Origin of the sequence: Scytonema millei VB511283 (assembly GCF_000817735.3) — a bacterium.
Lineage (GTDB): Bacteria > Cyanobacteriota > Cyanobacteriia > Cyanobacteriales > Chroococcidiopsidaceae > Chroococcidiopsis > Chroococcidiopsis millei_B.
In genome coordinates, this window is record NZ_JTJC03000001.1 from 1,127,336 (window position 1) to 1,150,649 (window position 23,314).

Below are 23,314 nucleotides of genomic sequence, written 5' to 3' on the forward strand. Positions count from 1 at the left end.
TCATGTCGCTCTCTCGGTGCTGTGTACTAGTTATTCGCAGCTTACACCGAGTGAGCTTTTTTACTACCCAACCCACTTTTCAAACACCCTCTTAGTGATGCGAGCAGTTGTATTGATTCATTTAGAACAACATGAAGCAGCGCTGACAGATTGCGATCGCGCTTTGACAATCAACCCTAAAGACAAACAGGCTTGGTTATTTAAAGGCGTAGCTTTAAATTATTTAGGGCGTTACGAGCAGTGTTATGCTAGCTACGATCGCGCCTTGGGAATCGAACGGCGATCGTTTGTTTACAGATTAGTACAAGTATGGAAGGGCATTTTTGGTGTTGGTCGTTCTGACACCGCAGCTATAACTTCTTCGACTTGAAAGTAGGGTGCGTTAAATAACGCACCCTACAAATTGTCATAGCCTTAAACCCACTGCACGGGATCGAGTTGATAATAACTTTGTAATAATTCGTAAAGTGCTGAATGCTGTTTCTGTAATTGGTGCGGTTTTTCAAAAAAAGTTTCTGTTGCGACGGCAAAAAACTCGGCTGGATTTGTCGTTCCATAGCTATCCATAACAGTTTTTTTACCTCGTTGTACGTCATGACAAAGTTGCTGATACGCTGCTGTCATCACCTGCATCCAAATCGGATAATCTAATTTTCGTAACAAAATGGGTACGCCTTCAGCTTCTCCATCTTCCTGGTCTAACTGATGGGCAAACTCATGCAGTACGATATTGCGACCATCTTGCCAGTTACGAGTATCGTATTGTACCTGTTCCCAAGATAAGACCAATTGGTCATTCGTCCAAGACTCTCCCAATCTTGCCACGCGCTTTTCTTCTACAATATAGCTTCCAGTTTTTGCGATTTCATTGACAAAATATGTCCTGGGATAGATGAAAATAGAGCGCAACTTTAAGAAATATTCGCCTCTTTCATTGAGTAAAAGTAAACAAGCAACAGCAGCGATCGTTATTTTCATTTCTTCTGTCACTAGCAAACCATTACAACCAATAAATTGCTTTTCTGCTAAGAATACTTGAATGTGTCCTTGCAAGCGCTGGCGATCGCCCTTGGAAAGACAATAATAAATTGGTAAATTATTTTCAATTACTGCATTCCACAGTATAGGAAAAGGACGCTGCTTATAGTGACGGCGACGTTTTTTTATTAGAATAGGATGAATGAAAATCCCAGCAATAATGAAGGCGATCGCGATTATAATAGTTAGTGTTTCTATCATAAAGTTACAACAGTAGCCTCAATTCTTGCATTTTCAATTCTCTCAAATAACCTAAGCAGACGTTAATTATTTTTAAAAGGAATAGTATTTAATTACACAAATAGATGTATATCGCATCTTACTTCGATTAATGTGATTTCAATAACATTTTTGGGTAATTTAAAGCTAGAAAGTTCATTTCAGCAATTTTGATGCTCGTACTCTCAGTGGATAACTATGAAATTGTTTAGCCCAATCGCATCACCACAAGAGCAAGATATTTCGAGAGCTAAAAGCTTTAGAGGACTGCCCCTACAATTAGTCTTAGTATTACCTTTTGTGCTACAAATTATTGGTGCGGTAGGGTTAGTAGGTTATCTTTCATTTAAAAACGGTCAGCAAGCGGTGAACGTTCTTGTGGATCGCTTAATGGATAAAAGTAGCAACCTCGTGTCCGAACATCTCGATAATTATTTAAAAACGCCTCAAAGACTCAATCAAATTAATTTTCATACGATTGAGTTAGGGTTATTGAATTTAAAAGACTTTAAAACGGCAGGACATTATTTTTGGAAGCAGCTACAAACTTATCCAAAAGTAACTTATAGTGGCTATGCGCTGACTACGGGAGAATTTGCTGCTGCTGGAAGATTTTTAGCAGGACAGGGAGTTACCATAGATGAACTTTCAGCTGCTACCAATTGGAAAAGCTACACTTACGCTACAGATAGTCAAGGTAATCGTAACAAATTAGCAGCAGTATACGATGACTACAAACCTCTGACAGAACCTTGGTATAAGGATGCAGTCAAAGCAGGAAAACCAACATGGAGTTCAGTAGCTAACTGGGACGGCGAAGATTTAGGTGGATACATATCCATTAACGCCACTAGACCCATTTATAACAAGCAAAAGCAACTTGTCGGTGTGATTGGAGTCGAGCTACTTTTAGCTAGTATTAATGATTTTTTACAGGAATTAAAAATTAGTCCATCAGCCAAAACTTTTATTATTGAGCGCGATGGCTTGCTGATTGCTTCCTCTAGTACGGAAAAACCTTTTACTTTAGTTAATGGTGTAGCCAAAAGACTTAGCGCTCTTGATATCAATGACGCTCAAATCCAAGCAACAGCAAAGTATTTAAAACAGAATTTTGGAAACTTTCAAAGAATTAAAGGCGAACAAAAGCTGAATTTTGAATTACAAAACGAACTTCAGTTCGTTCGCGTAGTCCCTTGGCAAGATGAATTTGGTTTGAATTGGTTAGTCGTAACTACCATACCCGAATCAGATTTCATGGCGCAAATTCATGTCAACAACCAAACAACATTTTTTCTCTGTCTTGTAGCATTATTAGTAGCGTTTTGGTTGGGGTTAGTTACGTCGCGTTGGATTACCCAACCAATTCTACGTTTAAGTAAAGCTTCTGCGGCGATCGCTCAAGGAGATTTGAACCAACACGTAGAAGTCAAAAGAATAGCTGAACTAGGAGTATTGTCGCGTTCTTTTAATGAGATGGCGCAACAATTACAAGCATCTTTTGCTAATTTAGGTCGCATCAATCAAGAACTCGATCGCAAAAATCAGGAATTTGTCCGAGTCAACGAACAATTGGATAACGCAAATCAAGAATTAGCCACAGCTAACGATGAACTTGAACTACGGGTTGAGAAAAGAACTTTAGAACTACAACATGCTAAAAACGCGGCAGAATTAGCTAATCGCGCTAAAAGTGAATTTTTAGCAAACATGAGTCACGAACTACGGACTCCTCTCAACGCCATCCTCGGTTTTTCTCAATTGATGAATCGCGAGGCTTCTTTAAGCAATCGGCAACAGGAAAGTCTCAGAATTATCAATCGGAGTGGCGAACATTTACTTTCACTGATCAATGATGTATTAGATTTAGCAAAAATTGAGTCAGGAAAAATGACTCTTTGTCCCACTGACTTCGATTTATACGCTTTATTAAGCTCGATCAAAGAGATGTTGACGCTACGAGCAGAATCTAAAGGGTTACATCTGACAATCGAGCGCAGTCACAATCTACCTCAATATATCAAAACTGATGACAAAAAACTGCGGCAAGTTTTAATTAATTTGTTGAGTAATGCAATTAAATTTACTTCGGTTGGCAGCGTCACTCTCCGAGTAGAATTAGCAGGCGATCGACAACCAACAACTAACAACCAACAACCGATAACTATTTATTTTGAAGTTGCCGATACTGGTGTAGGTATTGCTCAGACAGAAATTGATAAAATATTTGAAGCTTTTGTGCAAGCAGAAACAGGTAAACAATCTCAACAAGGAACTGGTTTAGGCTTATCTATTACTAAAAAGTTTGTCGAACTGATGGGAGGAAAGATTAGTGTTAGTTCCGCACTAGGGAAAGGTACAGTTTTTCAATTTGGTATCCAAGCTTTAGCAAGCGAAGTTAGTAAAACTATCGAGCAAAATAGAACTCAAAGGGTTATTGGGCTTCAACCCAATCGACAGGAATATCGCATCTTAGTAGTAGACGATCGTTGGGAGAATCGCCAGCTTTTACGAAGATTATTACAACCAGTTGGTTTTCAAGTTAAAGAAGCAGCAAACGGACGAGAAGCAATTGAAATGTGGCAACAATGGCAACCGCATTTGATTTGGATGGATATGCGAATGCCAGTCATGAATGGTTATGAGGCAACTCAAAAGATTAAATCTCATCTTCGAGGACAAGCTACTGCAATTATTGCTCTTACTGCCAGCACTCTTGAAGAAGAAAAAGCAATTGTTCTTTCGGCTGGTTGCGATGATTTTGTCCGCAAACCTTTTCATGAAGAAGACATTTTTGATAAGATGGCTCAATTTTTAGGTGTGCGATATATCTATGAAGAGATCGTCCCTAAAAATGTTTCCGAAGCTTCAAATGTGAAAAAATTAACACCGGAAGCTTTGACAGTTATGTCAAATGAATGGTTAATGAACCTCTCAGATGCTGCGGCTTTGATTGACGAAGAACAAATTGCTCAACTAGTGTCTCAAATTCCAGAAGCATATCAAGCATTAGCTCAATCTATTCAACAAGAAGTTAAAGAATTTAATTTTGACCGGATTATGAATTTTGCTCAAGCCGCAGCTAGTTTATGAAAAACGCTCAGTTAAATTATACTTATGCCAATATTTTAGTTGTTGACGATACTCCTGATAATTTAAGAGTTTTATCTACAGCTTTAACAGAACGAGGATATAAGGTTCGTTGTGCTAAAAATGGCACTATGGCACTAATTACAGCCAAAAAAGATCCGCCTCATCTCATCTTGTTAGATATTAAAATGCCAGAAATGGATGGCTATGAAGTTTGTAAAAAGCTGAAGTCAGACGGTTCAACTGATAATATTCCCGTAATTTTTTTAAGCGCATTAGATGATGTTTTTGATAAAGTTAAAGGCTTTGCAGTTGGTGGGGTAGACTATATCACCAAGCCATTTCAAATTGAAGAAGTCGTAGTTCGCATCCAACACCAATTAGCCTTGCAAGCAGCCAAAGCAGAAATTTATCAATTAAATCTTGAGTTAGAACAAAAAGTTCGACAAAGAACTATTCAATTAGAAGAAGTTATTAACCAACGAGATCGAGAAATTGCCGAGCATAAACGAACTCAAGAAAGACTATTTTATCAAGCTTTACATGATGCTCTGACAGGTTTACCCAATCGGACTTTATTTCTGGAGCATCTGCAAAAAGCTCTACATCGTATTATCAGGAATAAAGATTATTTGTGTGCCGTTTTATTTATCGATCTCGATCGCTTCAAAATTATTAATGATAGTTGGGGACATGCTGTCGGCGATCGCCTATTAATTGCGATCTCTCATATCCTGAAAGAATGCTCGCGCGAGGTTGATACTGTGGCGCGTTTAAGTGGAGATGAGTTTACTATTTTATTAGAAGATCTACAAGATATTCAAGACGCGATTGTAATTGCCGAACGATTGCTAGAGAAACTCACTGCTCCAATTTATTTAGGTGAATGTAAAGTCTATATTGGTGCTAGTATTGGTATTGTTTTTGGTTCGGTAGCTTATCAAACTGTCAATGAGTTGCTGCGGGATGCCGATATTGCGATGTATCGCGCCAAAGCTTTAGGAAAAGGGCGTTATGCAGTCTTCGATCGCGAAATGTACGATCGCACGTTGCATCTTTCACAGCTAGAAATAGATTTGCGTACAGCATTGGAACGGCAAGAATTTATATTACATTATCAACCAATTATCTCTGTCACAACTGGGGAATTGACAGGTTTTGAAGCCTTGCTACGCTGGCAACATCCACAAATGGGATCGATCGATCCAGCAGATTTTATTGAGATTGCCGAAGAAACTGGATTAATTATCCCGATCGGTGAATGGATTTTACAGGAAGCCTGCCAACAGTTATATGCTTGGCAACAAAAATTTTCTACTGCTACATCTTTATATATCAGCGTCAATCTTTCCAGCAAGCAAATTCAGCAATTCGATCTTGTCGAAAAATTAGCTAAAATTTTAGATTTTACTAGTTTAAATGGAAAAAATCTTAAGTTAGAGCTGACTGAAACTATGCTGATGGATCGAGGAGAAAAGACGATCGAACTTCTCTTCCAAATTAAAGAGCAAAACATTCAACTCAGTATTGATGATTTTGGCACGGGATATTCCTCTTTAAGTTATTTACACCGTTTTCCAATAGATGCACTGAAAATCGATCGCTCTTTTGTCAGTCTGATTGACGCGGAAGGAAAGAATTGTGAAATAGTGAGGACAATTATTACTCTAGCTCACACTTTAGGAATTAAAGCGATCGCCGAAGGAGTAGAAACATCTCATCAACTTGCTGTATTAAAAAAATTGGGATGTGATGAAGCGCAAGGATATTTCTTTGGCACACCTGTTAACTGTCAGTTGGTAGAAGCGATTTTAGCCAAAAACGATCGATAGTAATTTCTGCTAGCGAGCCAGCTACGAGCAATCCTTAGCTAGAAGTTAATAATTTAAAGGGAAATGCTATTAGCAATATCACCACCTTTCTATCTTTAGCACGTTATTAGTATAGAGGGGCGATCGCTACTCTACTATAACAATCGTTTTACTGCGATTGTACAACGAAGTTTGGTCTAATACTGCTGTAGTTGGCTTTTACTTCGGTCAACCAGAATCTTACAGCTTTATCCTCTCCGCGATCGCCTTTACACTATTAGTGTTGATTTACTCGCTTAAGGGTGGTTTGCGGGCAAGTTTGGTAACAGATTTAATTCAATTCGGGTTGCTGGTTTTCGCCGTACTCTTAACGCTTCTCTGGGTAGTTCCGCAAGCACCAGCTTTATCTATTGCTCCCCAGGAATCGGGTTTTTGGAATTCTGGCATTGACTTACTATTAGTAGCGTTAATTCAGTCTATTCCCTACACCTTTCACGATCCAGTACTTACCGATAGAGCATTTCTAGCTGGAGCCAAAACAACTTATCGCGCCTATCTGCTAGCGGGAATTATTGCCTCAAGTCTGATTATTCTCTTTAGCTTTGTCGGCATGGCAGCGCGGGTAATTGGCGGCGATGCGGCAGTTGATGCCCCCGTACAAGCAGCAGCGGCAGGAGGTACGGGTATATTAGCCTTGATGCTTTCGGTAATGATGCTCTCAGGTGGCTCGACTTTGGATTCAACTTTTAGCAGCACGAGCAAAGCTGTAGCAATCGATTTAAAAGTCGGTTCTCAGCCGATACTTCTAGGGAAAATCTCGATGGTTGCAATAGCAATTGTGGGAAACTTACCCATGCTGTTTGGTACGAATATTCTGAAAGCAACCACAGTTAGCGGCACTATGGTTTTGGGACTAGCGCCAATTTTCTTATTAATCTCGCGTCAAAAACTTCCTCCAGCAGCTTTTTTCGCCCCTGTAGGAATCTCAGTCATACTAGGTATAGTTTCAGCACTCAATCCCGCTCTTTTGCCTTGGCAGATTGGTTCTGGTGAAAATGCTTCTCTGCTAGCTTGGAATTTAGCCACGTTTATTTTAGTGTGGATTGTATTTGGTTATTTCTTTTGGCAGGGTAAGTTCAAAGTAGAATCATCTAAGTAACAGTGACCTCTGAGAATAGAACATGGTTACGCTAGTGCCGTAAAATTATTCTTCATAGGTATTTGTTCGCCTTCCCCCCATGTATTGCGATTATCTCGTCCAAATTCTGACTGCCCGCGTGTATGATGTCGCCCAGGAATCACCACTAGAATACGCTGCAAATCTCTCAACTCGAATAAACAACAAACTCTTGCTGAAACGAGAGGATATGCAGTCAGTCTTTTCCTTTAAGCTGCGGGGGGCTTATAACAAGATGGCGCAACTGCCACCGGAGTTGTTAGCGCAGGGTGTCATTGCTGCATCTGCTGGAAACCACGCCCAAGGAGTAGCACTTGCAGCCCGCCAATTGGAAACTCGCGCTATTATCGTCATGCCCGTGACGACTCCCCAGGTCAAGATAAATGCAGTCAGATCTCATGGAGGAGAGGTTATATTGCATGGGAATACATACGATGATGCCTATACTCATGCCCGTCAATTAGAAGCCGAAAAAGGCATGACGTTTATTCATCCCTTTGACGATCCGTATGTGATTGCCGGACAAGGTACGATTGGGATGGAAATTTTACGGCAGTGCCAACAACCAATTCACGCGATTTTTGTGGCAATTGGGGGTGGTGGTTTAATTTCGGGAATTGCAGCATACGTAAAAAGATTGCGCCCTGAAATTAAAATTATCGGCGTAGAACCCGTAGATGCCGATGCGATGTATCAGTCTCTCAAAGCTGGAAAGAGGGTGAGATTACCACAAGTCGGCTTATTTGCTGATGGGGTAGCAGTGCGGGAAGTGGGGGAAGAAACCTTTCGCTTGTGCCAGCAGTATGTCGATGACATCATTCTGGTAGATACAGATGATACTTGCGCGGCAATTAAAGACGTATTTGAAGATACGCGATCCATTTTAGAACCAGCTGGAGCATTAGCGATCGCAGCTGCTAAAACTTATGCAGAGCGAGAACAAATTCAGGGACAAACATTAGTTGCCGTCGCCTGCGGTGCTAATATGAATTTCGATCGCCTGCGGTTTGTAGCCGAACGTGCAGAATTAGGCGAACGTCGGGAAGCTATCTTTGCCGTGACAATTCCCGAACAACGGGGCAGTCTAAGGAAGTTTTGCGAATGTATTGGCAAGCGCAATTTAACTGAGTTTAACTATCGGATTGCCGACGAAAAAGAAGCGCATATTTTTGTCGGCGTACAAATTGAAAATCGCGCCGATGCAGCCAAGATGGTAGCTAACTTTGAAGCGGCGGGGTTGAAAACCATCGACTTAACCGATGACGAACTGACGAAACTACACTTACGGCACATGGTAGGCGGAAGATCTTCCCTAGCTAGCAACGAGTTACTCTATCGGTTTGAGTTTCCCGAACGTCCTGGGGCATTAATGCAATTTGTTGGTTCCATGAGTCCCAATTGGAATATTAGCTTGTTTCACTACCGCAATAATGGCGCAGACTACGGACGCGCCGTCGTGGGAATGCAAGTTCCACCCCAAAAGATGGAACAGTGGCAGGCGTTTCTCGATACGCTGGGATTGAATTATTGGGATGAAAGTCAAAATCCGGCGTATAAGTTGTTTTTGGGGTAGAAATTTCACGGCGAATTTTGAATCACCAGCCGCGAGGAACTACAACGCCCAAATTCTTCTGGGGCATATTGTAAATGTGCTTCTGCACCAGACCAAAGGAACGTACCAGGAGTGACCGATCGCACGAGATAATGGAGTTGATAGACTCCAGGTTCGAGCCTGTCACTATAAGCTACCACGCGATCGCGGTATATTGTTTGATAGCCAATTTCCCAGCTATCTTGTTGCGGTTGAAAGTAAGGCGTAGCAGTTTGGAAACTCGTATCGACAGCCTCAAATCCAGCAGGAAGAGGATCTGTAATGACAACTCGATCCACAGGGCGATCGCTAATTATTTCTAAACCTATATCAAACACTTGTCCGACGGTCACTGTCAAGGGTTCGGCAGGCGCATACAACCCAATTCGCTGCAATGCTGTTGTTTCATTAGCCGGACGAATTTCTCGCGTCACCCTGAGTCCGTTTAAGCGCCCTGGTTGTTCTCCCTGGAGGCGATAGCGATAGGCAAGTAGGTAGTGTAACATGCCGCGACCGGATTTTTTCAAAGTTAGATTTAAATTTTTTTGCCCCCGGGGTAGCTGAGTCATCGGTACGGAAATATCTACACTGGGTTTGCGATAGCCTTCAAATTGAGTCGGAGTTAAATTTTTATTTCCTAGTTGCACGTTGGCAGTAAAGTTAGGTGGTGTCGGTTGAAGGCGGCTATATTGCACCAAAGCAGTGAGTGCTTCAGCATTATCATAGGTTGTCTGCCAAGTTCCTTCTCTTCGCAACGCCAAGAGTCCTTGCAACAATCGCGCTAAAACTTCCGGCTTAGCCTTAAGATCGATAAATAATCGTAAGGCTTGGGCTTGACTTGTGGTAGGAGAATTCAACCACTGCCAACCGGAAGGCAAATTTACGACTGCACTACGTCCGGTTTCATATATAGTTTCCTGCAATTGATTCGTTAGAATTTTCGCCTCTTGCTGCCACTCTGGAAATAGATGCAGGTATCGTGCTAATTTAATTTTGGTAACGAGATCGAAGCGATCGCGTCCGTTATAAATATCGGCAAGAAAATCATTCTGCTTATTTCCTAATTCTGATAATGCGATCGCTGCTTCTAAGCGTAAGCGTTCTTTACAAGGCGACTCTTGACAAAAATCGTATTGACTGGGATTTGCTAAGAGTTTTTGCAGGTATATTTTCAGCTGACGCACCATTTTAGCATCAAGATCGAATCCTGCGGTTTGAGCTGTAGCAATTGCTTCTGCTGCGTAAGGAGAAACAAGAGGATCGGATGTCTTCTCTCCTGGTAAGCTAGCAAAGCCGCCATCTGGTAATTGGAGTTTTTGCAAGCGTTCTAAAGCTTTTGCTTGTTGGCTGGGGTTGAAATTAGTTACCGTTTGCCCGTACGCTTGGGAAAGAATTTGTAAATTTGCCGCGATCGCAAGTTGACTGGCGGCTGGTTCTAAAAATGGTAGTTGTTCTTCGTCTAGAACTTGTTTAACTGGAGCGGTAATATTAGCAATTGGCGTACTCGCTAGGAAAATCCCTAATCCGCCGACATCGGGGACAACATTGTTATCGATATTTAAAGGAATGGTAGCGCGATCGCTCGTTACTCCCGACTCTACCACTTGTTCTGTCACTTCTAACGGTTTGACTTCTAACGGTACGGCGAAAGCATCGGTTGTACCGTTTAATTGCGTGGTAAACTTAACTATTGCTTTACCCGAACGATTAGCCACAAAGGGGAAACGGTAAGCACTCGTACCCGATTTCGCTTGTAGGGGCAGGTTTTGTAAAATTTCTCTGGTTCTACTACCAATATTTTCGCTAAAACTGCCCTTACCAGAAGTATTATCTGCAAATTGTACGGAACCATCTACAGCGCCTTGGATTGCTAGCGTTCCCGATTGTCCGGTAGTATTGGTGACTGATAAACCTGCATCAAAGCGATCGCCTACACGGGCAAACTGCGGCAGAATCGGATTAGATAATAGGGGTTTGGTAGCAATAAACGTTTCTTCCCCATTTCCAAAACGTAAATCGCCATCGGTAGCAACCGCCATTACCCGCCAAGTTGTCAAATCATCGGGTAATGTAAACGTGACTTTTGCCCTGCCGCTGGCATCTGTCTGTACCGCACCATTGTAGTAAGCTAGAGGTTGAAAGTTTGTCCGCACGCGGGTACTTGCTAATCCCGCCGAATTTCCGCCACCGTAACCCCAACCTTTATCGAGGGGAGATGACAGGGCTGATAATACAACATTGGGGCGATTATCGGCAAAACGGGTAGAAATTGGTTGTTCGGCGTATACTGTTTGGACTAAATCTGGTAGTCTATAGCCGCTTAATTGCAACACGGCTTCATTTACCACCATCACAGCAAACTGTCCTTGAAGCAGATTTCCTGCCGCATCTTGCAATTGTAATTCAACTGTTTGCGCTTCACCAGGAGCAAGCGATCGCTTTTCGGGATTCAGTTGCACTTTTAAATACTTATCCGCCAAATTAATCTTGAAGGGTACAAACCCAATCCGTACCAAATTTTCCAAACTTCCTGGTTCGACTTGAGATATGGGCGTACCTTGACGCACGAGTACCGCTTCAACTGCGGCGTTTGGTAACATATCTGCGGTAACTTGAAATTGAACTTGCGGCGCACCACCTTTAACGGGAATAATTGTGCGATAGAGAGTATCGTGACGTACCACTGCCAAATACAACTCTGCTTCAGGATAGGGAGACTGAATTAATACTGTGGCTGTCTCCCCAGGCTGATAGCTATCCTTATCCAGTTTCAGTTCTAAGCGATTGTTAGTGTAGCGATCGCCCCAGTTTACCCCATTATCGCCCGTCGCCCAAATTTGCGTATCGGTAGCAGTGCTTTCATCCTTAGCATTGATAAAATTAGCGCGGATGCGGTAAGAACCAGATGTTGGCGGAGTCAGGTAAACAGTTTGAGGCGTATCGCTAGAGAATGTGTGCGTTTGCGCTACCGTTTTGTATTCCACTTGATTGTGAGGGGTTTGGCTACCTTCAACCACTTGGGTAACACTGCTGTATTTCATTTCCTGCAATTCAACGCTGACTCGTTGCCCCGTCACGGCTTTGCCTGTAGGATCGGTAACGATGACTTGAATCGGGAAAGATCTACCAGCATCGGCGACAAAATCACTTTGCAAACCGATAAGGCGATCGCTCGGTAGTGCCGTAAACGTGCGAGAATCAGCTACAGATAGATTGGAAACATCCGATATCTGCACATCTACGCGATAAGTCATAGGATACGGTAAATCCTTAGCTACAGGGACAACTTGACTGCTTTTCCCTGATATATCTAAAACTTGACGCGATCGCAATACATCACTAGTAATATTAGGACTTTCTTCGGGCCAAAACCACTGTCGCCCAAACGAAAATTGTTCCCAGCCTTGAGGATTAAAATTAGTTTGACTGCGGGTGACGTAATATTGTGCTTTTCCTCCTTCTACAGGCGCACCAAATAAATAGTTACTTTGGGCTGTAGCTGCAATCTTATCGTCAGATAGGACGAATTCTTTATCTAAATGCAGTTCTACTTTAAAATTCGGTGGTTTAAATTCAGCTACGCGAAATTCACCTGAAATTTCTGCACCACTTTCACCTATGGCACGAATTGAATAGTATCCTAAAGGTTGACTGGAACTGAGAGGTAATTCTAGAGAAAATGTCCCGAATTCATTTGTAGTTTGAGTTCCTAAATCTGTCTTTTCTCCGTTCGGATTTTCTAGCGTGACTTGATAAGAGACATTTTTATCTTGTTTAATCACCCCATTTTGCAAATAATAAGCTGTGCCAGTCAACTCAGCCTTTTCCCCTGGCTGATATAATTGACGATCTGAGAAAATCGTACCTCGCGATTCAATTTTATTACTGTTCCATCCCGCATCAATACCGTAGCCATAAGAACCGCTATACTCTTCATTACGAGCAAAAGCCCAATCTTGATTTTCACGGGCAATTACAAGTAACTTAGGTGGTGTATTAAACTCTGCACCCCTCATACAATTCTGCAAATTTTGACGATTTAGCAGTAAAGTTCCAGTTGAATCTGTTTTCCCAATTGCACAAGCTACGGTTTCAATTCTAGATTTTGCCTCTAATTTAGATTCGTAAATCTCAATATTTGCATTCGCTACAGCCGCACCATCCGCAAGGTGATGAACTCGAATCAAACCTGAATCGGGAAACCACTGACTAAATATGCCTAAATTAGTTAACTGCACTAATCCGTAAAATGTCGGTTCGCGCCACTGCTGCTTACCATTTTCCTTATAACTATTAGTCCGTGCCTGCACGCCATAAGCTAACATTCCTGTAGACTTGCCCAGTTTTTCTCGAATAGGAACAGTAGTATCAATGGATTGATTTTTGCGTCCTTTGACAGGAAATTTTTGCCAAGAACTCGGCGAGGGAAGTAAATTGTTACCATCCCCTTGAGGATAGGCGGAATCAATATAAACTAAATCTTCTGGCTGTACGACTTTATAGGCTGCTTTATACCTCGATTCAGGCAAATTAACCGTACTAATATTTAATTGTAAATCTTTGCCGTCGGGAAAGATATTCAAATCTGAAGGAACCCAAATATCGGGGGAAACATCTCCAGTAGTAAATTTTTGATTAATAGATTTACCGAGAGTTTGCCCGAACTTATCTTTGAGATTTGCACCTAAAGTTACAGTATAAGTCGTTGCTGGTTCTAAAGCATAAGGATTGAGGTTGACAATATTATTACCTTCATCAGCTTGCACCAAACGCGGCAATTTTTTAGGTGCTGGCTGAATTGTAATATTTGCGATCGCCGATTCTGCAACCAAACCATTATTAAATTGTAATTGAGGACTACCTTGAACAAATCTACCGTAAGCTCCACCAGCATCAGCTTGTCCGATATACTGAATTTTATCGAACGCTAAAGGTGCGTAAGTTTGTACCTGAGTTGCAAAAGTAGATGTACTTGGTAAATTTCCATGCAAAGGTAGCAAACCACGGGCAAATTCTAAGCGGTAACGAGTTGCTTTGTCTAGATTTTGTTGCGGCGTTATGATATAATTCCAATCGCGATTAGCAGGATCGAATTTCTCCTGAGATGAGTTATCTTCCTCAGTCGCTTCCTGTTTCTCCAACTGAATTTTCAGCGGTACGCTTTGTTTCTCCTCTGCTACAAGTTGGGCTTGTTTTGATAATGAATCTAAATTCAATTCGACATTGGAAGCAAATTTCAGCGTTGGTTGTAAACCTAAAGGTTCAGATGAAGATTCTGAATTAGGCTCGATTCCTGGTAAGTTGAATAACTTAATTGCTTCAGTGCTGAAAGTCCAAGCAAGATCCTTATCTAAACGATGATTTTTTAAGTCTGCCAATCCAGCTTTAAGGGTAATTCTAACCCGCGTAGCTTTCGGTAAAGCGCGATCGCCTTGAAACCCTACCATGCGAGGCGTAAGAAAGCGAAATTGTCCTGTTATAGGTGGATATAGTTCAAATTTCTTTAAAATATCTTGACTGCTATCAAGACTCTCAACTGGAATTAGCGCCTCTTTAAACCGAATCCGAATTTGGGCTTTTGTTTCAGCTTCCCCAATCGGACTAATTTGTTCAATCCAACTCGGTAATGGTGGCGGTGGAATTGGTGCAACAATTGGTAATGTTTCATCCGATAACCGTGCCGTACCGCACCCTGCTAAGCCTAGTATAAGTGTTAGCACCAGCAGGAAATGCCACCCAATTCTCACGCCCCTAGCCACAGTTCTTCTCGCTTTACTCGCACAGTATTTCTGTGATAGCTCACGCGGCTACATGGTTCCGAAATCCCTACAATTCTTTAGAAGTTGTTTGTGGGAAACCAGCGTTGCTTTATCTATGCGTCGTATCCCACCACAATTACATCTGAAGAATTTATATATATGTTACATTTACATGTGGCGAACTCTGGCGAGCTTATGCAGTTTGACTGCTCAATCTTTAATTTGGTAGCCAGGTGAGCTTAGCCTTCTCTCCGCGATACGCTGCACCTTCCTTATCTCTCCACTCAAAGTATATTTCGATTGGTACTTCCAAATTCTTGGCAAGGTGTAAAGTATTGCGCCATGCTAGATTAGCATCTACACCTTGTACTGAAATATTTGTTTCTGGTAGATAGTTAAATCCAGAAGTGTTATTTTCACCTTTGACGACATTGGATAATGTCAAATCAATGAGGCGATCTACAGACATCCCCTGACGCACAGCAAACTCATGTATTGTGTGAACAATCTTGTTCCAGTTTGGTTGACGAATTTCTCGTCCATCAATGGTGGCTCTGATAACTCTTGTATGACGTAGATCGTTGCGTGTAAAAGAGCCTAAATCCATATAATCATTTTCGATTTCGGAAACCTGTCGAGTTTGGTTATGTGCTTCGTATTCATTCAATAACCGCTCGATAACAGTGATAGGCGTGTCTTCAAAGGGAATGGCGATGGCTTGTAGCCTCTTGTAGAGAGGCTCTGGGATTCTAACGACTGGCATCATACAGTTTATATAAAGGTGTTTTCTATAAAAATGTAACATATATATTTATAAATAATGAAGAACTCTCTGACTCTTGGAAAGACATAACTACAGTCATGGGACAAACATGAGCTAGACAAACGTTTGCTACGATCGCAGCAGAGATTCTCACGTTTTTATGACACTAGCAATTGAGGCAGAACTTGCACCGCTAGAAACCAATGCTGATAGTGTAGTTTTGGTAGGCAAAACTCGTGTAACGCTCGATACTGTAGTTGCCGTTTTCAAGCAAGGAGCGACAGCAGAGGAAATTGTCTATCGCTATCCATCGCTGAAGCGAGCTGATGTAAATGCCACAATTGCTTTTTATCTCAATCATCAACAAGAAGTTGAAGTTATGAGTCTCAAGTGCGCCCCCAAGTTGAAGAAAGCGATCGTGGCAAGATTGTGGCGATCGATATCGAAATCGGAGATTTTGAAGTCGATAAGAGCGAAATCGCTGCTTGCGATCGCCTTGAAGCGCGTCATCCAGATGCTCAAATTTGGATTGTTCGCATTGGCTCTCGATACGTTCGTCGATTCGGCGGACGTACTCAGAGAACTGCATGATTAGAGGCGTGGTCAAGGGTTCCTACTCAGATCCAGAGTCGAACTCGATCGCGATACTATAGAGTCAATCTGAAGTGCGGGTTTTTCCTATGACTACCTTGCCAGAAATCGAAGCAGCTATTAAACAATTGCCTGAAGGCGATGTTCGCCAACTCTCAGCTTGGTTACAAGAGTATTTGGAACAGATGTGGGATCGGCAAATTGAAGCCGATTTAGGATCGGGCAAACTGGACAAGTTAATTGCTAAAGCAGAGGCGGATATTGCAGCTAACCGAGTCAGAAGTCTTTGATGCGATTAAAAGTTTATCTACTGACGAAAAGCAAGCAATTCAACTGCTACTGAAACAGGATCTCCGTGAAGAACGACGACAACAGATATATGAAAACTTTCAATCGGCGCAGGTTGAACAGCAAAAAAGCAAGCTAAACTTTTCTGCCAATATTAATAAATTGAGACAACTGATGGAGGAGTAATAATCGACGTATGAATGGTATATCCTAGCAATTATTAGCTTCTTTTGACCGATTACCAGAAGATGAAAAGCAACAAGTTGCCATTGAGATTCTACGTCGTATCAGCTTACAAGTTCCTCCGCTTTCTGACCTCAAGCAACGGTTTCATGGTTGGCTGCATCGAACTTTTGATGCTCAAAGTCTTGGACATCCCCTTAATCCCCCTTGGAAAGGGGGAAAAAAGCTATTCTTAGCCCACGCCACTTTACTCAACGGGGGCGACGAAGTCCGCGATAGCGCCACCCCCGCACGTAAGTGGCTCCCCTTTTTAAGGGGGTTGGGGGGATCGAACCAAAATCTACGAAGTATTGCGGACAAATGCCCGTCCCACAAAAACAGCTAATTCATTCACCAGTTATCAATTGCTAGTTATCAGTGAACAAAGGGAGCGCGCGAGTAGGAAAAATGACTTTTAACTTCTGACTTACGACTTACGACTTAAAATTACTCCCACAGCTTGCAGCTAAGATCCCCAGATTTTTGTGTCAAGCGCAGGTTTTCGCGGTAGTCAACAGGGCAATCGATGACGGATGGGACATCATCAGCTAAAGCAGCCTTAAGCATGGGAATCAAATCGGTTGCCGATTCTACACGGTAGCCTTTTAGTCCCATACTTTCAGCTAATTTGACAAAATCTGGATTGCCGAATCGAACGTAGGTTGATTCGCCGAATTGATTGTGCTGCTTCCATTCAATTAAGCCATAGCCGCCATCATTAAAAATTAGGGTGACAAATGGGTGTCCGACGCGCAAGGCTGTTTCCAACTCCTGACAATTCATCATGAAACCGCCATCACCAGTAGCGGCAATCACTTTGCGATCGGGATAGACTAGCTTAGCCGCGATCGCCCCTGGAATCGCAATTCCCATCGCCGCGAAACCATTAGAGATTAAACAAGTATTGGGGCGATCGCAGTGATAATTGCGGGCAATCCACATCTTATGCGCCCCGACATCTGAAATTAAAATATCTTCTGGTCCCAAAACCTGCCGCAGGTCGTAAATTAATTTTTGCGGCTTGATCGGATAGCCGGGATCGTTAGCATAGTGTTCGTAATCAGCGCGAATATCTGCTTGCAGTTCCAAAGCGTAAGGATTCGGCTTGCCACTGCGATCGGCGCGTTGCAAAATTTCATTCAAGGAATCAGAAATATCTCCTACGACTTCCGCCAATGGAATGTAGCTACTATCAATTTCGGCTGGATTTGCTCCGACATGGACGATGGGAATTTCACCTGCTGGATTCCAGCGTTTGGGCGAATACTCAATCAAGTCATAGCCAATAGAAATAACTAAATCTGTATTGTCAAAGGCGCAATTAATAAAATCTCGCAGTTGCAATCCTACTGCCCATAAAGCTAAAGGATGGGTGTAGGGAATGACACCTTTACCCATAAAAGTGTTGATAACAGGGATATTCAAGCGCGTCGCAAATTCCGTCACCGCTTCGCTAGCATTTGCCCGAATTGCCCCATTACCAACTAAAAGCAAGGGATTGTGAGCTTTAGAAATTGCCGTCGCTGCCTCAGTAATACTGTGAAACGAAGCATAAGTTTTTTCTAAGCCTGTTTTACTTAGAGGCATACCTGCCGCTGGCATCGCCGCGATGTTCTCTGGTACGTCAATATGCACCGCACCAGGTTTTTCACTTTGCGATCGCTTGAATGCCCTGCGAACTAGCTCTGGTGTAATGCTGGGGCGCACGATCTGAGCGCTCCACTTCGTTACGGGGGCAAACATTGCCACCAAATCTAAGTATTGGTGAGACTCGATATGCATCCGATCCGTCCCCACCTGTCCGGTAATCGCCACTAAGGGCGCACCATCTAGATTCGCATCCGCTACCCCTGTCATCAAATTCGTTGCCCCTGGACCCAAGGTAGAGAGGCATACGCCAGCTTTTCCTGTCAAGCGTCCGTAAACATCCGCCATGAACGCCGCACCCTGTTCGTGACGAGTCGTAATGAACTGAATGGAAGATTTCTTCAACGCCTCCAAAACGTGCAGGTTCTCTTCCCCTGGTAAACCAAACACGTATTCCACGCCTTCATTTTCCAAACATTGCACTAACAGTTCTGCCGTATTCATCTACCTTTCTCCTTGATTGGGTAATGGGTAATAGCTGACGGTTGACAGTTGACGGTTGACGGTTAACAGTTAACTGTCAACCACTGCCTACCAACTACCAATTACCAATTACCTCTTACTTTATCCACACAGTTTTAACATTCACGAACTCATGTATACCCTGAATGCTCAGTTCCCTGCCATATCCAGAGTGCTTAATGCCACCAAAAGGTAGCCTGGGGTCTGATTTGACCATACCGTTAACAAACACCGATCCTGCTTCAATTTCCGCGATCGCTCTGTCTCTTTCTGTTGCGTCTTGCGTCCAAATACTCGCTCCCAAGCCGAACGGGGTAGCATTGGCGAGTTGGATCGCTGCGCCTAGATCTGCCACTCGAAATAGAAGAGCTACCGGACCAAAAAATTCTTCTTGGGCGATCGCTGCATCCAGCGGAATTTGACTCACAATCGTTGGTAGGTAGAAGTTTCCCGCTCGTTCTGCTGGCGGCTGACCTCCAATTAAAACTTTTGCCCCCACCTTGACGCACTCCTGCACTTGGCGGTCTATATCTTCTAGCATACTTGGCGTAGCTAGGGGACCGACATCTGTATCGGGTAACATTGGATCGCCGACTTTGAGCGCCGCAAATTTTGCTACCAAAAGTTTTTCAAATCGCTCGGCGATCGCCTCGGTAATGATAAATCTTTTTGCGGCAATACACGATTGACCGTTACACAACATTCTGGCAGTGACAGCCGTGCTAGCAGCTGCTTCGATGTCGGCACTCGGCATGACAATAAATGGATCGCTTCCCCCCAATTCCAGCACTGTTTTCTTAATTTGTTTGCCCGCCGCTGCTGCTAAACTCGCTCCTGCTGGTTCGCTACCTGTTAGCGTGGCAGCTTTGACTCGTGGGTCGGCGATTATTGCCGCTACCTGTTGCGACCCTACTAGTAAAGTTTGGAAGACTCCTGTAGGAAATCCTGCCTCTTTAAAGATTTCTTCAATTGCTAGAGCGCATTGCGGTACGTTAGAAGCGTGTTTGAGCAGACCGACATTACCTGCCATCAAAGCTGGTGCGGCGAAGCGAAAGACTTGCCAAAAGGGAAAATTCCACGGCATCACCGCGAGGATAATTCCTAATGGTTGATAGCGGACGAAACTGTGGCTGGCATCTGTTCCTACCGATACGTCAGCTAAAAATTCAGCTGCGCGTTCGGCATAGTAACGACACACCAAAGCGCACTTTTCGACTTCGGCGATCGCGCTTTTTACAGTTTTACCCATTTCCAGGGTCATCAATTTGCCAAATTTTTCTTTGTCGCGTTCCAAAATCTGGGCTGCGGCATTCATCCACTGAGATTTTTGCTGCATCGGCACTCGTCGATATTGCTCGAAAGCCTGTTGTGCCAACTCTAATTTCGTGGCTATTTCTGCCTCGCTTAACGCTGTAAAAGTTTCAATTGTTTCCCCAGTTGCCGGATTAATCGTTGCGATCGCCATAACTCAAACCTCCAAAATGAGGGGTAAGGGTAAATAGTTATCAGTTATCAGTGACCAGTGACCAGTGAAGAATGGCGTGTAGGGTGTGGGGTGACAGTGACTCCTGACCAGTTAGTTATTTTATCTCTCCCATCCTCCTCAGCTCCCGATCGCTCTCTTCACCCCTTGTCCCCCTTATCCTCCTTGTCTCCCTCAGCTCTCTTATCTCCCTTGTCCCCTCCACATTCCTATTTTTGCTAGAAAATTACCTCTTCACCGCCGCGATCGCTCAAATAAATGTATAAATAACTACAATTTTTAAAAGATAAAATAGTATGTATGGGTTATTAGTGGCTGCAAACCTTGCCATATCTTGAATAATTGTCTATTCTAAAAAAAAGCTTAAATTTGAGTATTTTTGTGTGGAGGATCGTACTAATTTAGCTTAGATACTGTATTTCGATAAAGATTTACTGTTGTGGCAAATGCTACAACATTGTTCACCTAAGTTCATGAAAAATTCATCTTTCAGATTGAAGTGAGCTAGAATTGCATCAGTCATACTAACTTCAGTTGACTCAATTCTGCCCTTTTTGCTTAAAAGATTTAAGCCTTAAATTCAAAACAACATCTAGCAAAAATGTAGTTGAGAGCCAGTCCATTGCAAGCGCCGGATCGCCGCTTGGGGAGTGCCTTTTATCCTCTAAAGATAAATTTTGTTTGTAACTTGGCAACTTTCCACACCGGAGGATGGTTTTGGAACTCCTAGCTCAGAATAATTACCTGTCAAAAATGCATCAACCCCTGATTTTGGCTGTAGATGATGATGAAGATAATTTAGAGCTGCTGACTGAAGTTCTTTACCCTCTAAATTGTCATATCATCACGGCAAAAGATGGGCGCTCCACTATTAGCATTGCCCAACAGCAACGCCCCGACCTCATCTTGCTGGACATCTTATTACCGGACATCTGCGGTACGGAAATTGCCCAGATGCTCAAGCAAAACCCGCAGACGCAAAATATTACCGTCATTGCAGTAACAGCATTAGCGCGAGCCGAAGACCGAGAAAGTTTACTCGCAGCAGGCTGTAGTGCTTATATTAGTAAGCCTTATATGCTAGACGATCTAGAAGCTGTTATCTGTCGCTATCTGGGTTTGAATCCGACTTTAGCCGTTGTTTGACTCGCCTTTCAGTGTCTAAACCTGAGACGTTAGGAGCGCTATCCAAAAGAGCAACAATGCTAGTACGACCAGTTTCAAATGTACTGTTACAAATTACGTCCACTACAGGTACGCCAATCGCCCGTTCGATTAAAGATTGCAAGTGCGGTTCTAAGAATTTGAGCAAGTTAGATCTAACTTGTAAAGCAAGATCTGTCTGTTGATTTTCCCCTAAAAACTGTTCTAATCGGGTGATAGAGTCTTCCGCCAATATTGTGACTGTTTTATCAACAATATGACAAGAAATCTGTTGCAGCTGGTATCCGAGATAAGTACGGTAAAGTTCTATAACTTGCTGTACTAACTCTTGTTGTAGCTGCTCTAACGTGGGAGATAACGATCTTTCCATATCGTGCTAGCAGCAAAAATGAATAAGTAAATTTTCCTAAAATTTATCAGTATAAGCGATCGCATTAATCAGCCCTGAGATGTATATCTTTTATAAGGAAGCAGGGAGCAGGGAGCAGGGAGCAGGGAGCAGGGAGCAGGGAGCTGAGAGAGCAACTCAAAATTCAAAATTCAAAATTCTCTACACCCCACAACGCCAGTTGCTCATGGGGGGCGACGAAGTCCGCGATAGCGCCACCCCCAAGACCGCACTGGCTCCCCTACACCCTTTCTTCACTGATAACTGACAACTGTTAACTGTTAAAAGACAGCCAAAACGCGAAATTTGAGGCGGTATATGGCTACACTTTAACCTTAGTTAGCTATGATACGCGATTGCCGTCCAAATCTTGCTATTTCTTGCCAAAATCGAGAAAATTAATGATATATTTTCCTTTGTGACAATCCTTAGCTTTAATTAAGATCGGTATTGTCATCTGGCGTAATTTTTGCTACGCATAGCAAAAATTACAAATACCAGTAAAATTTAATGTTGTTGCTTGCTGTTGCTAGCTTGCTACTCGCATTTGTAATTAGCTAAGAAGACGAGCAACCTACAGCAGCTAGTACGAGCCAATTCATCACCAGCGCCGATTGTCATCGCCGCTTGGGGGAATGCCTCGTCGTAGAAGCAACCATCTTTGTTGTCATGTCGTGCAACAAAAATTTTCTTACTTCTACGACTAGCCCCAAACGTATTATGGACATGCAAACTCGTTTTAGTTTCTCTCTAGAGACAGATTCTTTTCAGCCGCTTGTTTTAGCTGTGGATGATGACGATGATAACTTGCAGTTACTCGCCCAAATTTTAGCGATCGCCGATTGCGACTATATTACTGCGGTTGATGGAAAGAGTGCAATTCTTAAGGCAAAAAGCTATCGTCCCAGCTTAATTTTGTTAGACATGATGTTGCCAGATATTAGCGGTATAGATGTGACGCGAACTCTCAAACAAGACCCGCAAACTCAAGCAATTCCAATTATTGCGGTAACGGCAATGGCAAGAACTGAAGATAAAGAAAGTTTCATTACCGCAGGCTGCGTAGAATGCGCGATCAAACCTTATGATATTGTCCAATTAGAAACAGTAATTCGAAAGTATGCTTTTGGTGAAATTGGAAAGAGTTGATAGTTAATGGTTGATAGTTGATAGTTGATAGTTAATGGTTGACGATCGCAGCCAAGAACGCGCGACCATCAATCTATCAACAACTAAACTAAGAATTGCGTACAGACGGCGGGCTAGCTAGGATAGCAACTGTTGCAGTCCGACCCGTCTCTATTTTGGTATTACTGAGAATATCTAATACTTCTACACCCACAATTTCCTCAATTAGGTCTTTTAGTTGGGGTTGAAGTGCTTGATCTAACTCCGCTCTAACTTTTTCGCCTAATTCTTCTTTACCACTTTCTACTAGCAGTTGTTCCGGCTGAGTTACTGCATCTTCCAGAATAATCGCAATTTTTTCATCAAACATTTGACAAAAAACTTGGCTTGGTCGATGCTCTAACTGAGCGCGATACAGCGCCTGAATGCGTTGCGATAGAGTGCGTTCTAATTGTCCCCGGGTCGGAAAAGATGAGTCCATGTTAAAAATTTA

20 protein-coding genes are annotated in these 23,314 nt (G+C 42.7%); 12 read left to right on the forward strand and 8 right to left on the reverse strand.

Annotation, left to right across the window (positions count from 1 at the left end; translation table 11 throughout):
* Nucleotides 1-97 precede the first annotated feature (97 nt).
* Nucleotides 98-370 carry a tetratricopeptide repeat protein gene (locus tag QH73_RS05095; protein ID WP_236146884.1) on the forward strand — a complete coding sequence of 91 codons (273 nt, stop codon included), beginning with the start codon at nucleotides 98-100 and terminating at the stop codon, nucleotides 368-370.
* 44 nt (nucleotides 371-414) lie between these two features.
* Here QH73_RS05095 and QH73_RS05100 read toward each other — a convergent pair whose 3' ends face one another.
* Nucleotides 415-1,239, reverse strand: coding sequence for a M90 family metallopeptidase (locus QH73_RS05100; RefSeq protein ID WP_039715485.1), 825 nt, complete (start codon nucleotides 1,237-1,239; stop codon nucleotides 415-417).
* Between the two features lie 216 nt (nucleotides 1,240-1,455).
* Here QH73_RS05100 and QH73_RS05105 point away from each other — a divergent pair, with 216 nt between their 5' ends.
* From QH73_RS05105 to QH73_RS05115, 3 genes are all read left to right on the forward strand, one after another.
* Nucleotides 1,456-4,350, forward strand: a complete 2,895-nt coding sequence (locus QH73_RS05105; protein WP_039715486.1) for a hybrid sensor histidine kinase/response regulator — start codon at nucleotides 1,456-1,458, stop codon at nucleotides 4,348-4,350.
* Complete coding sequence (locus QH73_RS05110) at nucleotides 4,347-6,179, forward strand: two-component system response regulator (RefSeq protein ID WP_039715487.1); 1,833 nt, start codon at nucleotides 4,347-4,349, stop codon at nucleotides 6,177-6,179. Before QH73_RS05105 ends, QH73_RS05110 begins: the two co-directional genes overlap by 4 nt.
* A 157-nt stretch (nucleotides 6,180-6,336) precedes the next feature.
* Complete coding sequence (locus tag QH73_RS05115) at nucleotides 6,337-7,317, forward strand: SLC5/6 family protein (protein WP_052290026.1); 981 nt, start codon at nucleotides 6,337-6,339, stop codon at nucleotides 7,315-7,317.
* A gap of 26 nt (nucleotides 7,318-7,343) precedes the next feature.
* Here QH73_RS05115 and QH73_RS28635 read toward each other — a convergent pair whose 3' ends face one another.
* On the reverse strand, nucleotides 7,344-7,478 hold the full coding sequence (locus QH73_RS28635) for a hypothetical protein (RefSeq protein WP_286194070.1): 135 nt from the start codon (nucleotides 7,476-7,478) through the stop codon (nucleotides 7,344-7,346).
* On the opposite strand from QH73_RS28635, the gene ilvA reads away from it, so the two are divergent.
* Entirely contained in the window at nucleotides 7,436-8,908 is a 1,473-nt protein-coding gene (gene ilvA / locus QH73_RS05120) for a threonine ammonia-lyase, biosynthetic (protein ID WP_309476456.1), read from the forward strand. The genes QH73_RS28635 and ilvA overlap by 43 nt on opposite strands.
* A gap of 5 nt (nucleotides 8,909-8,913) precedes the next feature.
* On the opposite strand, the gene QH73_RS05125 is transcribed toward ilvA, so the two are convergent.
* Nucleotides 8,914-14,685: an alpha-2-macroglobulin family protein gene (locus QH73_RS05125; protein WP_052290027.1), complete on the reverse strand. Its 5,772-nt coding sequence runs from the start codon at nucleotides 14,683-14,685 to the stop codon at nucleotides 8,914-8,916.
* Between the two features lie 217 nt (nucleotides 14,686-14,902).
* Complete coding sequence (locus tag QH73_RS05130) at nucleotides 14,903-15,451, reverse strand: T4SS efffector SepA family protein (protein WP_236146885.1); 549 nt, start codon at nucleotides 15,449-15,451, stop codon at nucleotides 14,903-14,905.
* A 157-nt stretch (nucleotides 15,452-15,608) separates the two neighbouring features.
* On the opposite strand from QH73_RS05130, the gene QH73_RS29380 reads away from it, so the two are divergent.
* From QH73_RS29380 to QH73_RS05150, 3 genes are all read left to right on the forward strand, one after another.
* Nucleotides 15,609-16,043 carry a DUF433 domain-containing protein gene (locus QH73_RS29380; RefSeq protein ID WP_445263843.1) on the forward strand — a complete coding sequence of 145 codons (435 nt, stop codon included), beginning with the start codon at nucleotides 15,609-15,611 and terminating at the stop codon, nucleotides 16,041-16,043.
* An 85-nt stretch (nucleotides 16,044-16,128) separates the two neighbouring features.
* A complete protein-coding gene (locus QH73_RS05145) occupies nucleotides 16,129-16,329 on the forward strand; it encodes a hypothetical protein (protein ID WP_039715490.1) in 201 nt (66 codons plus the stop codon).
* Nucleotides 16,301-16,513: a hypothetical protein gene (locus QH73_RS05150; RefSeq protein WP_039715491.1), complete on the forward strand. Its 213-nt coding sequence runs from the start codon at nucleotides 16,301-16,303 to the stop codon at nucleotides 16,511-16,513. Before QH73_RS05145 ends, QH73_RS05150 begins: the two co-directional genes overlap by 29 nt.
* A gap of 483 nt (nucleotides 16,514-16,996) precedes the next feature.
* Here the strand turns inward: QH73_RS05150 and QH73_RS05155 are convergent, their stop codons facing one another.
* Both QH73_RS05155 and QH73_RS05160 read right to left on the reverse strand, forming a co-directional pair.
* Nucleotides 16,997-18,640, reverse strand: a complete 1,644-nt coding sequence (locus QH73_RS05155; protein ID WP_039715492.1) for an acetolactate synthase large subunit — start codon at nucleotides 18,638-18,640, stop codon at nucleotides 16,997-16,999.
* Between the two features lie 115 nt (nucleotides 18,641-18,755).
* Nucleotides 18,756-20,123 carry an NAD-dependent succinate-semialdehyde dehydrogenase gene (locus tag QH73_RS05160; RefSeq protein WP_039715493.1) on the reverse strand — a complete coding sequence of 456 codons (1,368 nt, stop codon included), beginning with the start codon at nucleotides 20,121-20,123 and terminating at the stop codon, nucleotides 18,756-18,758.
* Nucleotides 20,124-20,180: 57 nt separating this feature from the next.
* On the opposite strand from QH73_RS05160, the gene QH73_RS05165 reads away from it, so the two are divergent.
* Nucleotides 20,181-20,363, forward strand: coding sequence for a hypothetical protein (locus tag QH73_RS05165; protein WP_132866657.1), 183 nt, complete (start codon nucleotides 20,181-20,183; stop codon nucleotides 20,361-20,363).
* 531 nt (nucleotides 20,364-20,894) lie between these two features.
* Nucleotides 20,895-21,287, forward strand: coding sequence for a response regulator (locus tag QH73_RS05170; protein ID WP_236146886.1), 393 nt, complete (start codon nucleotides 20,895-20,897; stop codon nucleotides 21,285-21,287).
* On the opposite strand, the gene QH73_RS05175 is transcribed toward QH73_RS05170, so the two are convergent.
* On the reverse strand, nucleotides 21,241-21,675 hold the full coding sequence (locus QH73_RS05175; protein WP_132866659.1) for a Na-translocating system protein MpsC family protein: 435 nt from the start codon (nucleotides 21,673-21,675) through the stop codon (nucleotides 21,241-21,243). The two genes, QH73_RS05170 and QH73_RS05175, sit on opposite strands and share 47 nt — an antisense overlap.
* 79 nt (nucleotides 21,676-21,754) lie before the next feature.
* Here QH73_RS05175 and QH73_RS05180 point away from each other — a divergent pair, with 79 nt between their 5' ends.
* Both QH73_RS05180 and QH73_RS05185 read left to right on the forward strand, forming a co-directional pair.
* Entirely contained in the window at nucleotides 21,755-21,961 is a 207-nt protein-coding gene (locus tag QH73_RS05180; protein ID WP_039715495.1) for a hypothetical protein, read from the forward strand.
* A gap of 452 nt (nucleotides 21,962-22,413) precedes the next feature.
* The gene (locus QH73_RS05185; protein WP_039715496.1) at nucleotides 22,414-22,842 is read left to right on the forward strand and encodes a response regulator; all 429 of its coding nucleotides are present in this window, start codon (nucleotides 22,414-22,416) and stop codon (nucleotides 22,840-22,842) included.
* An 88-nt stretch (nucleotides 22,843-22,930) separates the two neighbouring features.
* Here QH73_RS05185 and QH73_RS05190 read toward each other — a convergent pair whose 3' ends face one another.
* Entirely contained in the window at nucleotides 22,931-23,302 is a 372-nt protein-coding gene (locus QH73_RS05190) for a Na-translocating system protein MpsC family protein (RefSeq protein ID WP_039715497.1), read from the reverse strand.
* Nucleotides 23,303-23,314 lie beyond the last annotated feature (12 nt).

Coding starts and splice junctions, on each gene's coding strand:
- QH73_RS29380 (WP_445263843.1), top strand. CDS start 15,609: ATGACACTAGCAATTGAGGCAGAACTTGCACCGCTAGAAACCAATGCT.
- QH73_RS05145 (WP_039715490.1), top strand. CDS start 16,129: ATGACTACCTTGCCAGAAATCGAAGCAGCTATTAAACAATTGCCTGAA.
- QH73_RS05160 (WP_039715493.1), bottom strand. CDS start 20,123: ATGGCGATCGCAACGATTAATCCGGCAACTGGGGAAACAATTGAAACT.
- QH73_RS05185 (WP_039715496.1), top strand. CDS start 22,414: ATGGACATGCAAACTCGTTTTAGTTTCTCTCTAGAGACAGATTCTTTT.
- QH73_RS05175 (WP_132866659.1), bottom strand. CDS start 21,675: ATGGAAAGATCGTTATCTCCCACGTTAGAGCAGCTACAACAAGAGTTA.
- QH73_RS05170 (WP_236146886.1), top strand. CDS start 20,895: ATGCATCAACCCCTGATTTTGGCTGTAGATGATGATGAAGATAATTTA.
- QH73_RS05095 (WP_236146884.1), top strand. CDS start 98: ATGCGAGCAGTTGTATTGATTCATTTAGAACAACATGAAGCAGCGCTG.
- QH73_RS05100 (WP_039715485.1), bottom strand. CDS start 1,239: ATGATAGAAACACTAACTATTATAATCGCGATCGCCTTCATTATTGCT.
- QH73_RS05105 (WP_039715486.1), top strand. CDS start 1,456: ATGAAATTGTTTAGCCCAATCGCATCACCACAAGAGCAAGATATTTCG.
- QH73_RS05190 (WP_039715497.1), bottom strand. CDS start 23,302: ATGGACTCATCTTTTCCGACCCGGGGACAATTAGAACGCACTCTATCG.
- QH73_RS05130 (WP_236146885.1), bottom strand. CDS start 15,451: ATGATGCCAGTCGTTAGAATCCCAGAGCCTCTCTACAAGAGGCTACAA.
- QH73_RS05155 (WP_039715492.1), bottom strand. CDS start 18,640: ATGAATACGGCAGAACTGTTAGTGCAATGTTTGGAAAATGAAGGCGTG.
- QH73_RS05180 (WP_039715495.1), top strand. CDS start 21,755: ATGTATATCTTTTATAAGGAAGCAGGGAGCAGGGAGCAGGGAGCAGGG.
- QH73_RS05110 (WP_039715487.1), top strand. CDS start 4,347: ATGAAAAACGCTCAGTTAAATTATACTTATGCCAATATTTTAGTTGTT.